The following is an 11,784-nucleotide window of genomic DNA, read 5'->3' as shown; positions in this document are numbered from 1 at the left end:
TAGTTAACCTCATTGAAGAGTTTGGCGGAGGTGTCGGCTAGCCTCCTCAGCTTCCTTTCCTGAAACCCATTTGGTAGGAGGCGAACCACGTTAGTCCTCTTATTAGTGCATTTAATTTCTTTGATGTCCTCTCCCGGTATTGCGGGGGGAATCGGCCCCCGCTCCTCATTCAAGGAATTGACCGGGAGAGGACACCAAGGAAGAGAGGTGTTTAGGCTTAAAAAAACTTTTCTATAAGGGACTACTCATCCCCGGCCCTGATGGGGCGAGGCTTTTCGCCCCCTTAACCCCCATTTTGGTAAGCCCTCGCAATGGCGTAGTAAAGGTTTTATGAAGTGCATTAAGATCGCAATAAGTGAGTGGATTAGTTCTGGATCCTTTGGAGTATGAATTAACGAGGGCAATGTACACCAGGATACCTGGCCTTGATTTTCAGGGGGATGAAGCGGCAGCCAAGATAGCGCCGAGATACTGTAATGCCTCAATCAATGAGTTACGGGAACTGGATTGGAGCGAGACGACGATAGTCATGCCGGCCATAATGTCTAAACCAATAGTGAGGGGACTACTCGTGGCAGTTGAGGGTCGGTCACTCTCGATCCTTAAGAAAATGGGCTTGGATCCCCAAGTTGTCGTGACGGATTTCGATTATGAGCCCGACGAATTAATTGGGTACAGTGGACTAGTGCTTGGACATGCTCATGGAGATAATGGCGTCGCCTTCACGAAGTATGCTCCCCTCATGGAAAGGATCATACCCACCATCCAGTCTGGCCACAGGGCTGCTCTATACTGCCGCCCGGCTTCACGGATGGAGATAGAGCAGTTTACTTGGCTGCATACCTAGGAGCTGAGGTGATTCACGTGTATGGATTTAGGCCTGGGCTCGTGATTAAGCGTGATGATGCGATAAAGAGGGCTAAACTGGCCTTAGCCTCCGTATTCATCAAGAGGGCCTCTAGATTAACCGACGTGAGGATCTACTAGCCATCATTATACCTTGAAGTGGATTCCTTATTGCCTGACAGCGAGTGTGATAACTTAATGTTGCGGCTACCGTAACTCCTCTCTTATGTGTGACCGTGGGATATTTTTGCAATTATAGGTAATATCATTTAATTATAGCGAAACGTTTATTAAGAGATGCATCGCGCAATATATAGAGGGCGTATTTAGTAGTCGCCCAGTGAGGGGGTAACCCAAGGGCGATTAAAATCACCCTCCCCCGAGTAAAGGCGCCGGGAGGAGGGAGAAACATGCCCCTTCTTTTCCCACTAATAATAATACTCCATTATTACCTCATCAAAGTAATTATTACCTCTCTTAATTTGCCGCGGCGAGTATCCAATTACCTTGAACCCGGCCTTCTCATATATATGAATCGCCGCTGCATTACCGGAGAAGACGCCTAACTGAACCTTGCTGAACCTACTTTTTCCATCCCTTAATGCTGAAGCCAGAAGCATCTGACCAATTCCCCTATTTCTATGCTCCTTCTTAACCAGTATTCCCAGTATACCGACATGACTCATCTCGGAGTTAGCCCTAGCGGGCACTATATCGCACCAACCCACCACCCTGGAATCGACTTCAGCAACCTTCATTACCACTTTCCCTGATTGAATTTCAATGAACCTATTAGAGAACCACTTAATCTCATCCTCGATTGTGGGCCTGCTTAGGTATAGGATTAGGCCGAGGCTTGGGTCCTCATTCACCTCATCATAAATCGATAAATAGGTGTTAACTACGTCATCTAAGTCGCTCCACCTTAGGTTCCTTATTAATGGTTCGCTCACTAAGGAGGTTCGAGAAGCCGCTTAATTAATGCATCGATTTAACTTAATGGGACTAACATCCTCACAAAACCCTAAGAAGCCTTGCCCCTTCTAGGGGCGGGGAGCCGTCAAGCCGTGAAGTGTATAATTCACTGCGTTTTTTGTATTGCCTCATCATGTGGTTACTCGATTCCCACATTGGGTGTAATCGCATTTCTGCCGCTGTGACTGGATTAATCGCGTAGCTCCAGTAGCGCTTCACATGGAGAAGCTCGGAATAGAGCACATACCTCCAAGTAGCAGACATGGAAGGTCGCTCAATCAATTCACGTTATGGTTAGCCAGCAACTTGACAGTAGCCGATTACAGTCTTGGTGCAATACTATTCACGCTTGGCCTACCGCTTAATGAATTAATCATCATAATAATCATTGGAAACATATTTGGCGCATTGTTGGTGGGCCTATTGGCAGCCATGGGCCCCGAATTCGGGTATCCTCAGATGATGATATCTAGGGGAGTGTTTGGAGGGTTAGGCAATGTTTTCTTCGCTGCCGCTAATTGGGTCTCCACAATTGGCTGGTTCTCCATAAACGCGATAATCGGTGGTTACCTTCTATCATTCGCAGTGCCCAGAATGCCGCTTCAATTATCAATAGTGTTATCCGTCGCAATCCAATTCATTATAGCGCTTTATGGATATGATGCCATACATAAAATGGAGAAGTGGCTATCAATAGCGTTGGGTCTCCTCTTCACTGCGGCAATCATCATGTCAATAACTGCGATTCACGGCGCTCACGTGACTGGGGGAAGCATTAATCCAACGGCCATAGCAATTGGATTAGCGACTACCTTCAGCTACATAATGTCTTGGGGACCATACGCCAGCGACTATAGTAGGTACTTGCCGGAGAAAACAAGCAAGTTAAGCATAATAGTGAGTGCAATGCTTGGAGGCGCAATAGCTAGCGCATTGAGCGAGGCAGTTGGATTATTCGCCAGTATCGCCATGAATAACGCCTCCGGTTCCCCAGTGGTTCTCGCGCAACTAATGGGCGAGTATGGATCCCCATACGCGGTTTTAGCGATAATAATGCTCTTCCTGGGCGCATTGGCGGCTAACGTGCTGAACCTATACACTAACTCGTTATCCGCCGTGGTGCTTTATCCACGAATAAAGAGGCAATGGGCAACAATACTGGCTGTGGCTGCAGGCATAGCGCTCGCTTTGATTGGTGGATTAAATTTCGAGAACTACTTCGAGGGATTCCTATTCCTACTGGATTACTGGATAACTCCCTGGATCGGGGTAATCATAGGTAGCTACTACTTGAGGAGGAGCGTGACGTGGCGGGACGTGGAGACCCCCATAAAGGCCAGGACTCGCCCACTCCTTGCATACATTATTGGCCTACTCATATCAGTGCCATTCATGAATCTAGACGCGGCAACGGGGGGCTTAGTGCCATTCATTGGCCCGCTCTCCTCGATAATGGGTGGAGCCGACATCAGTTACTTCATAAGCTTCGCCGCGGCCCTGGTTCTCTCAACTATATAGCATTTTCTGCATTCAACGGTATTTTCTGCATTAAATGAACCATATATGAAACCGGGGCGATCACCTCTTCCCTCATGGAGGAGAAAAAATTAGGCATAGTATTCGCATCGGGCGCCGCCAATAGGGTGTGCTGTGTCGTAGTGTATGCAGCCGCGGCCCTATCCATGGGGTGGAGGGTTACGATTCACTTGGTTAATGAGGGCTTAGTGGCATTCAGGAAGGACACTGCGAATAAGGTGTGGAGCGAGAAGGCAATGGATTACTCAATAGTGATAAAGGAGTACGAGAAGAACCTCGGAATATTCTTCAATAATGCCAAGGATATGCTTCAGCAGGGCAAGCTGCAGAACTGGCCTGAGGCATTGGCGGACCTAAAATCCACCTTTGGCGATAAATTCCATATATATGCCTGCCCCCTTGCTGCGGCAACATATGGAGTAAAGAAGGAGGATCTGCTTGATATAGTTGATGATATAAAGGACGCAAATGCATTCCTGGAAGAGGTATATGGCGGCGTAACCATGTATATTTAATCCATCAACTTGAGTGAAGATGTTCTCCTCGCCGCAAAAAGATTGTAATTCCTTTATACGCATGGGGGAAGCCTCGCCATTTATGGCGGGGATGAGGGAAATACAAATATTTGATGTTCCTATTTTTCTGATGCCCATCGTGGGGTTTAGGTTTAGAGCATACACCGACGAGCGTTGAGGGCGTTAAAGGCCCAATTGAGGTTGAGTGAGAGGCGTGCAACGCCCTACGATGGACAAGGCATGCGGGAGTCGCCCGTGGAGCTCCGCCCACTACCCGTGACGATGCAGGCTGGGCAAGGAAGCGGGAAGCCCCTTAAGGGCGAGGTAGCTCACTGGTTTCTTTTTATTATTTCATTATATGTATCCAGTATTCTCTTGGCCATCCTGTAATGCATGTAATCGACCAATTCATTATCCACTCGTATTGCCCCTATGCCAGTTAATGCTGCTTTCTCGTATTCTTGAACCACTTTCCTTGCCCAATTAACCTCGGATTCGGTTGGGGCATACACCTTATTAGCTATTGGCACTTGATTGGGGTGAACCACTTGGCGACCCTTGAATCCAAGTCTCCTGCTTATGCTTGAATCCCTCTCGAATCCCTCTAAGTCATCTAAATCCATGTACACACCATCTATGGCCACTATTCCCGCAGCCGCGGCATCCACGGGCATCTTCATCCGTGCATAGCTGTATTCCAACCCATCCTTGCTCCACGTGAGTCCCAGGTCTATCGCTAGGTCCCCTGCTCCGAATCCGATGGCCGTGACATGTTTCATCGATGCCATTTCATGGGCCGTGACCACGCCCACTGCACTTTCTATTAGGGGTATTATTGGGATGGGAGTGGCCATTGCAGTTAATCTGCTTATTATGGCGGCAACTCCCTCTGGGGTGGCCTTGGGAAGCAGCACGCCATCGCAGTGGGTAACCACCTTTAAGTCATCATCGAACCACCGCGATCCATACGAGTTTATGCGTATGAATGTTGGGTAAGCGCTTCGCAATGCCTTTGCTTCCTCCGGTATTAATTGCCTGGCGGAATCCTTTTGGTCGTGGGGGACTCCATCCTCCAAGTCCAGAATCACTGCGTCCGGCTTGTTTTGCAGTGATAAGGCGCTCTGTATATACTTGGGTTTATTGGCCGGTATGTACAGCATTGATCTAAGCAGCACGTGACCAGTGCTGCACCGTGTTTTTAATCTTAATGGTGTCTAGCCCTTATTTTACTGGATCTATATATTCTAACATAGTAGTACTTAACTTGTGGTAGCTCTATGTTAAGGGTCTAACCATCTAACCAATCGGCTTTTAAACGCCTATTTTCCCTATTTTTCCCGAAAGAGGTAATAAAGAGATGACCAATATGACATATATAGGGAAAATACCCCCAAACAATAAAAAAATAAACGAAGCAATCAGGGAAAAAGCATGGCTAATAAAGTACCTGCTCAGCGGCGAAGCCTTGGAGGATGCCAAGAGAATGAATAGGAGACCACCAGCAGAGCCGCTGGACTTAATATATGGAGACCCATCGCTCAGCATAACGTCGCAACGCCGGCAAATAATCTAAGCAATTTACTTCGCTCCTCGATAAAGAGACGGGCAAGCCTTTGGGACAGAAAGTCAATGGCCTTAACTCGAACCCGATAAGCTAGCCAATAGCCTTCTAGGGCTGAGAAGAGGCGGATCTGGAGTAAAAATCATTTATCCAAGTTAAAAAATCATTTGTCTATCCAATACCGTTATTCCCATTCTCCTCAGGAACTCATTATCCTTATCCCTAGGCGACTCGCCCAATAATAAGCCCCCAACCCGCCGCGCCTCAAACAATACATCAGCATCAGCATCTGAATCCACTATATTGATAAGCATCACTACATCGAAAGCGGAGTCGCGGAACGGTAACATACCGCCATCGCCGCACACCAAGTCAACTCCCCACAACTTAGCCAGTCGCAGCATGCCCATAGATATGTCAAGCCCAACATATAGAAAGCCACCCTCGAGATAGCCAGCCCCAACCCCAGCGCCGCACCCTAAATCCAGTACCCGGGCCCCCCTCTTCAAGAAGTCAAGGGCCGCGACATATTTCCTCGCAGCGTCACTACCATACAAATCAAGATATGACCGCGACAAATTATCATAATATTCAATAACTCTCGTCCTCCTCATGCCGAATCAATTCATTAAATTCATAAATAAAAATTATCGGTTCCCAAAAACATCGGGGAACAGATTCATCATTTATTTTTGCCGGCGGCCCCTTAATTGCTGATTCTCAACCATGGGCGACGCCCCCCTCGACTTAATGAACTTAATTAGCTGCTCCATCACGTGATTCACCGTGGAATCCCTTATCACGAGAGCCGCGGCCTCACGGTGGCCCCCGCCTTCCCCTGCCTCGTTTCTCCCCAGTGCTTGAAGAATTGAAGCCACATCCACGCCCCTTCCACGCCCTATCACTCTAATCTCTTCCTCGTGATCTGATACAACAAATGCGGCGCTGCATCCCAATTCAATTAATTTATTCGCAACCAAGGACTCAAATGCATCTACGGCAGTGACGCAATACACCGTGTCTCCATGCCTATAGGCCCTCATTCGAAGCACGCCCTTAAGCATGGCCATTCTGGTCGAGCCATCTTTCTCTCTCCTCACTATGGATACTGCATCACTATATGAGGCGCCTAGCCTTATTAATTCAGCAGCCACCTCGAGGGTCCTAGCCCCAGCCCTAGAGAATCTGCCCGTCTCATCTATTAATGCAGCCAAGCAGAGCTGGGCAATCCTTGAATCGGGTTTAAACCCGGCAGCCTTAACTAACTCATACACGAGCTCCAAAGTGCTGGGCGAGGCTTCATCTATTAACTCTATGTCCCCCTTAATGTTCCTCACCGAGTGATGATCGATCACGACCACGGCAATCGGTTTCTCCTCCACGGCATTCCCCAATTGAACATTAGAGGCGGAATCAAGAACCACAAGCACGGATCCAGATGCGTTGCAGGAACCATAATTCACGGAAACTCCAAGGGCATTCAGCAGCGTTGCCGCCTCCATTGTCGGCTTGCCTTGAGCCGCGAGGCATGTCTCTTTCCCGATTGAGGATAGAAATGAATTAAGCAAAGCGGAGGACGCCACTGCATCGAGGTCGGGATTTCTATGAACCGCTATCACTATTCTTTGCTTTTCCCTGAATAATTGCAATGATCTCATCATTGCTTCTTCCATTGAGTTGACCGGCGAGATGCATGTTAATTAATGTATCCAAGATACCTATGCAGTACTGGGAAGCATCATCGGCGACGACCTCGGCATTGCCCTCCAATAGATCTATGTCCACATTAACGGATAAAACAAGCTTCTCGGGATCAATCATCTCTATCTTTACATTAATGCCTGCAAGGAAATCCCGGGGAACCTTATTAATGACGTACTCAGTGGTTAATCTGCTTGCTATCTCCATTATTCGCTCCAGATCAGCCTCCTCCGGGGGCCGCTCCTGCCCCAACGGAACCACCCTGCATTAAACTATTAACCCTAGCCTCTATATCGCTCATCTGTTTCCTAAGCATTTGCTCCTGCTTTGCCAATGTTTTTATGTGTAGATCGAGCAATTCCTTCCTATCCTTTAGATCCTGCATTGCTTGATCCTTATTAACTAGTATTAGGAATGTCCCAACCGCCTTGTAAAGCTTCGCATCCGGAGCCAGCTTCTCTATCTCGCTAATTGCCCTATCTATATCCTTCAACTCAGCCTCGTATTGCTGCTTCTTTAAGAGCAGCGACTGCAGTTGAGTATCTAACTCCTGCAGCTTCTCTAGATCCGCCCGTACTGATGGGGGCAATGACGACATAGTAAAGCCGTGTCTCCTAAGTTTAAAAATTTGCCCATCAAGGGGAGCAGCGATGAATTAAGTCCCAGAATCGCCGGCTGCGCATGCTTGCGCGGATAATTCTATTAAGTATATGCTCTTCGCCACGCCATTAATTAGGCTCCGCAGGCTAGTTAAGTCATTTGCTGTTATGATTATTTCGAGGCACCCATCACCGACGCCGCTAACCCTAGCCGAGCCCCGCCTAAACTTAAGCTCCTTCTCAAGCGCAGTGAAGACGCGTGCAATTAGGTTCACGTCTCCACCGCATACCCTGAATATCGCCTTCACTTTATCACCAGCTTGACGCTGCTCATTATTATGGATGGGCCACAGGGACCTAGATCTACGCCATCGAGGAACTCAAGCCGCCAAGAACCCCCCGCCTCAGCAATAAGCGCTATGGCATCGCTTGATCCCCGCAGCTCCCCTGGATCACTCGCTGGATAGAGCTGTATCCCAAGGGCTTGACTGATGGCTTCCGCGACCCACCCCCTCCCAACGGCAGAGAGCGTCGTTGCTCGCCTCCTATTGATGGCGTGCATATCTTTCAGTAACTTAATGCCTTGGATTATCATGAGGAGCTCTAGCCTACCGTTTCGGTATAGCCTTATCTCTCCTGGATTACCATTACGCTCCACTACTTGAATCAATGTTGGGGACTCATGAATCAATATGCGTAGAGGGGTCTTGCCCCTATTGAGCTTTGTGGAGCCTGGAATGCACTTGATTAATTCATTGATGAATTGTCGGGTTCTCTGGGATGGGTCTCGGGACGTGGTTAATAGAATCATTGTTGCTATTTCTTGTTCTTTACCTTCCATTGCGCCTTCAAGTTCTCAACGCTCTTAAGTTCCTCTGGAGTTATCGTCTTGCCCATTATTGTTTGAGGAACCCAAGCGCCGCCCGCAAACGTGAAGCCGCACTTGGGGCACTGCCAAATGCCTAGGGCTATCCTCTTCATTTTAGTGATGGACTTACATCTGGGGCACCTATGCCTGCCCTTCTGCTTTACCTCTACCTGAACTACTCTCCTCCTGATCCCCACTCCATACCTGGCTCTAAATCTGCCTGCTGGGCCAACGTCCTTAGTGTGGCTGAACGGCATAAAAAACACGGCTCAGCTTAGTTATTAAATTTTTACGGAATGGGAACGGGGGCGGTTAAATTCATTGATGCCGGGGAGGAAAGCATTATTAAGGCTTGTCTCCAAATTATCTCAATGAATTATAGCGATGCAGAGGATGCCGAGGCCTATTACCAGGCACTTAAGGCAGCGGATGAGGAGGCGTTAATCGCTGATTACTCGCTGAGGTACGGCAACGACTATCAACAATTGCTGGATAAGTATAGGGGTATTCCTTACCTGGACGAGGAGGAGAAGGGCGATAAATTAAGGAGCCTAGAGGCCAGTTTCCCGGCGCTGGAGAGCCTAGTTAAGCATAGGTTAGCTGAGCTCAATGTGCCGAGCGACGTGCTTGGCTTATTGTGGCACTACATGAAGACCCAGGCCAGCGAGGTTAATCTAAGAATACAATTATTGATGGCGAGGCGGGACTGCAGCCTCACTGACTTAATGAGGGCTGGAGTGCTCATGCATGCATCCCGCGATTTGCTCTTCATACCTGATTATTTAATCCAATTCCTCATGAGCATCCCAGCGCCAAGGCCAATAAGGGCCGGCGATGCATTAGCTAAGTACATGGATAGTCCCCTTGACATGGCCCTCATAGAGCTTGCTGCGTGGGGGATTCACCCGAATAGGGCATTCATGACGGCAATGTATGGCGTCGACCCATTAAAGGGATTGGATGCGGAATTCGTGGGCGATATAGCTAGGCTTGGCGCAAATGATGAGGCAGTGCTTAATCCATTGCTGGATCCAATGGAGTTGAGGAGAGAGATAATGAAGATAAAGGACTCGAGGGGACGCGAATTGCGGAGACGCATAGGTCTCCATGGCGAGTATACATTCAATAAATCAATTAGGTGCGGCGCCGTTTACATGCTCTTCTCGGAGAGCAGGCGCGGCATAATGTTCCTGTGTCCCTGGTTAACGGTATTTAATAAACTAATCAATACCTACGTTGGAACCCCCAAGCTAGTGGTTCTGGACATGCCGTATAGGCCTGAGGCCGGCGAATTCTATAGGAAGCGATTAGCGGGGAATTACGGTCTACGCAACGTGGCCTTCGCATTCATGGATGGAAACGAAGTAACGGTGCTTAGGCCAAGGGGCAACTTCTTTGAGGAGCTAATCGATGTACTTTATGAGGGCAACTTCAGCGTGACCGAGGAGTGACGCCGAGCGTGGTTGACTTATTCGCCGGAGGCGGTGGGTTCAGCGAGGGGTTCAGGGAGGCTGGATTTAATGTTCTCCTTGGAATAGAGAATAACTGGAGCGCGGCCAGAACATTCAGCTCCAACTTCCCAAACGCCATTACGCTGCCGAGGGACATTAGGGAACTAAGCGGAATAGATGTGGGGAGGTATGTGGGCGACGTGGATGTAGTGATTGGGGGGCCGCCCTGCGAAGCATTCACCACCGCTAACCCAAATAGGATGAAGGATCCGCTGGATAGGCTTTACATGGATGAATTAGGGCAATTAACGCTGCACTTCATTAGGATGGTGAGTGAATTACGGCCCCGCGTATTCGTTATGGAGAACGTGGCCGCAATAATGGAGGATGGGCTACGAACCGCATTAATGCGTGAATTCGAGAGAGCAGGGTATCGAGTGTTCTTCAACATTCTTCATGCAGAGGATTATGGGACCCCCAGCGTTAGGAGGAGGGTCTTCATTTCAAATATCGAAATAAATCCCCCGAAGTCCAGAAAAATAGTGACAGTGGGCGAGGCACTAGCTGGTCTACCGGCCCCCGACACTGGTTTCCCCAATCATGAATCAGTGACAGTGAGCAGCAGCAAGATGAAGAGGATACCGAAGGTGCCCTGGGGCGCATCCCTCTATAAGTTCAGGGGCGCAAAGCACCTCCACTCCAACTNCGTTAGGCTAAGCATGAATAAATTAGCGCCAACAGTGATGGGAAGCGTGAGATTTATTCACCCAATTGAGGACAGGATACTCACCGTGAGGGAGCAAGCCAGGTTAATGGGTTTCCCCGATTCCCATGTATTCCATGGCAGCAAGGATGAACAATTCAACCAAGTCGGTGAAGCGGTGCCGGTGCCCCTCGCGAGAGCAATTGCATCAATCGTTTTGAAGGCTCTGGAGTAATTATTATTAATTACTCGAAAACCTTAAAAAGGCATGGCTNCAGGCACTCATTAAGGGCCCGTAGCTCAGCATGGTGGAGCGGCGGTCCTGGTTAATCGGGAGGCCGAGGCTCTTAACCACGAAACGGGAGACACCCGTAGGCCGTGGGTTCAAATCCCACCGGGCCCGTCAATTCATCATTGAAATGAATAATCGCATTGTGAGCTACCCCATCCTTAAGGGGCTTCCCGCTTCCTTGCCCCGCCTTGCCCGTAGTTGTGAACCACGGGTAGTGGGCGGAGCTCCACGGGCACCACGGGCGACTCCCACCCTGCATGCTTCAAGTGATTTAGAGCGGAATTATAATCCCTATCAGCCCTCCAACCAGACTGGGCACTCGAAAACCCCATCACTCAACGTTAAGTCCATCTTTACATATCCACACTTGGCGCACGTCTTCGAGGAATTCCTAGGATCAGCAAGGATGAACCCCTTTCCATACTTCTCCAACTGGTACCTTATTACTGTACGCATCATGCCGAAGGCAGCGTCCTGGAGGCTCCTCCTAAGCCCCCTACTCGCCCCACCAATGAGCTGCTTAGCGTTAATATCCTCCATCACCACGACGTCGTAGTGCTCGGCGAAGTATTTCCCCAACTTCATGTATAGATCCCTCCTCAGATCCGCTAAATGCTCATAAGCCCTCGCCAGCTCCATCTTAGCCTTGAACCAATTATGGGACAGAAATTTCTTCCTAGATAGGGCCTTATGGAGCCTCCTCACCTTGTTTAGGGCTTTCCTGTAGGGCCTCAAGT

General features: G+C 48.9%; 15 protein-coding genes, 1 tRNA gene and 1 pseudogene. 7 read left to right on the top strand and 10 right to left on the bottom strand.

Features of this window, described 5'->3' with window-relative positions:
- Positions 1 to 355 precede the first annotated feature (355 nt).
- The gene (locus tag AT710_07300) at positions 356 to 847 is read left to right on the top strand and encodes a hypothetical protein (GenBank protein KUO91193.1); all 492 of its coding nucleotides are present in this window, start codon (positions 356 to 358) and stop codon (positions 845 to 847) included.
- A 427-nt stretch (positions 848 to 1,274) separates the two neighbouring features.
- On the opposite strand, the gene AT710_07295 is transcribed toward AT710_07300, so the two are convergent.
- A complete protein-coding gene (locus AT710_07295) occupies positions 1,275 to 1,799 on the bottom strand; it encodes a hypothetical protein (GenBank protein KUO91192.1) in 525 nt (174 codons plus the stop codon).
- Positions 1,800 to 2,040: 241 nt separating this feature from the next.
- Between AT710_07295 and AT710_07290 the strand changes: the two genes are divergently transcribed.
- Both AT710_07290 and AT710_07285 read left to right on the top strand, forming a co-directional pair.
- Positions 2,041 to 3,339, top strand: coding sequence for a cytosine permease (locus tag AT710_07290; protein ID KUO91191.1), 1,299 nt, complete (start codon positions 2,041 to 2,043; stop codon positions 3,337 to 3,339).
- A 74-nt stretch (positions 3,340 to 3,413) separates the two neighbouring features.
- Positions 3,414 to 3,872, top strand: a complete 459-nt coding sequence (locus AT710_07285) for a peroxiredoxin (protein KUO91190.1) — start codon at positions 3,414 to 3,416, stop codon at positions 3,870 to 3,872.
- Between the two features lie 329 nt (positions 3,873 to 4,201).
- Here the strand turns inward: AT710_07285 and AT710_07280 are convergent, their stop codons facing one another.
- The gene (locus tag AT710_07280) at positions 4,202 to 5,047 is read right to left on the bottom strand and encodes a hypothetical protein (GenBank protein KUO91189.1); all 846 of its coding nucleotides are present in this window, start codon (positions 5,045 to 5,047) and stop codon (positions 4,202 to 4,204) included.
- 182 nt (positions 5,048 to 5,229) lie between these two features.
- Here AT710_07280 and AT710_07275 point away from each other — a divergent pair, with 182 nt between their 5' ends.
- Positions 5,230 to 5,445, top strand: coding sequence for a hypothetical protein (locus AT710_07275; protein ID KUO91188.1), 216 nt, complete (start codon positions 5,230 to 5,232; stop codon positions 5,443 to 5,445).
- A gap of 143 nt (positions 5,446 to 5,588) precedes the next feature.
- Here the strand turns inward: AT710_07275 and AT710_07270 are convergent, their stop codons facing one another.
- The 7 genes from AT710_07270 to AT710_07240 form a co-directional block, all read right to left on the bottom strand.
- Entirely contained in the window at positions 5,589 to 6,047 is a 459-nt protein-coding gene (locus AT710_07270; protein KUO91187.1) for a hypothetical protein, read from the bottom strand.
- A 72-nt stretch (positions 6,048 to 6,119) separates the two neighbouring features.
- The gene (locus AT710_07265) at positions 6,120 to 7,052 is read right to left on the bottom strand and encodes a hypothetical protein (protein KUO91186.1); all 933 of its coding nucleotides are present in this window, start codon (positions 7,050 to 7,052) and stop codon (positions 6,120 to 6,122) included.
- Entirely contained in the window at positions 7,036 to 7,386 is a 351-nt protein-coding gene (locus tag AT710_07260) for a hypothetical protein (GenBank protein KUO91185.1), read from the bottom strand. The genes AT710_07265 and AT710_07260 overlap by 17 nt, the downstream gene beginning before the upstream one ends.
- Positions 7,355 to 7,732 carry a prefoldin subunit beta gene (locus tag AT710_07255; protein ID KUO91184.1) on the bottom strand — a complete coding sequence of 126 codons (378 nt, stop codon included), beginning with the start codon at positions 7,730 to 7,732 and terminating at the stop codon, positions 7,355 to 7,357. The genes AT710_07260 and AT710_07255 overlap by 32 nt, the downstream gene beginning before the upstream one ends.
- 57 nt (positions 7,733 to 7,789) lie before the next feature.
- Positions 7,790 to 8,041, bottom strand: coding sequence for a hypothetical protein (locus AT710_07250; protein ID KUO91183.1), 252 nt, complete (start codon positions 8,039 to 8,041; stop codon positions 7,790 to 7,792).
- Complete coding sequence (locus AT710_07245) at positions 8,038 to 8,574, bottom strand: hypothetical protein (GenBank protein ID KUO91182.1); 537 nt, start codon at positions 8,572 to 8,574, stop codon at positions 8,038 to 8,040. Before AT710_07245 ends, AT710_07250 begins: the two co-directional genes overlap by 4 nt.
- The gene (locus AT710_07240) at positions 8,550 to 8,858 is read right to left on the bottom strand and encodes a 50S ribosomal protein L37 (GenBank protein ID KUO91181.1); all 309 of its coding nucleotides are present in this window, start codon (positions 8,856 to 8,858) and stop codon (positions 8,550 to 8,552) included. Before AT710_07240 ends, AT710_07245 begins: the two co-directional genes overlap by 25 nt.
- 39 nt (positions 8,859 to 8,897) lie before the next feature.
- On the opposite strand from AT710_07240, the gene AT710_07235 reads away from it, so the two are divergent.
- The 3 genes from AT710_07235 (at position 8,898) to AT710_07225 (ending at position 11,158) form a co-directional block, all read left to right on the top strand.
- Positions 8,898 to 10,052, top strand: coding sequence for a hypothetical protein (locus AT710_07235; protein KUO91180.1), 1,155 nt, complete (start codon positions 8,898 to 8,900; stop codon positions 10,050 to 10,052).
- A complete protein-coding gene (locus AT710_07230; protein KUO91179.1) occupies positions 10,049 to 10,990 on the top strand; it encodes a modification methylase in 942 nt (313 codons plus the stop codon). The genes AT710_07235 and AT710_07230 overlap by 4 nt, the downstream gene beginning before the upstream one ends.
- Positions 10,991 to 11,044: 54 nt before the next feature.
- Positions 11,045 to 11,158 (top strand) — tRNA-Gln (locus tag AT710_07225).
- A 47-nt stretch (positions 11,159 to 11,205) separates the two neighbouring features.
- Here the strand turns inward: AT710_07225 and AT710_07220 are convergent.
- Positions 11,206 to 11,784, bottom strand: a pseudogene (locus AT710_07220) (transposase).

The sequence above is a fragment of the Thermocladium sp. ECH_B genome (assembly GCA_001516585.1).
Lineage (GTDB): Archaea > Thermoproteota > Thermoprotei > Thermoproteales > Thermocladiaceae > Thermocladium.
This window is presented reverse-complemented; position numbering and strand designations above follow the sequence as displayed.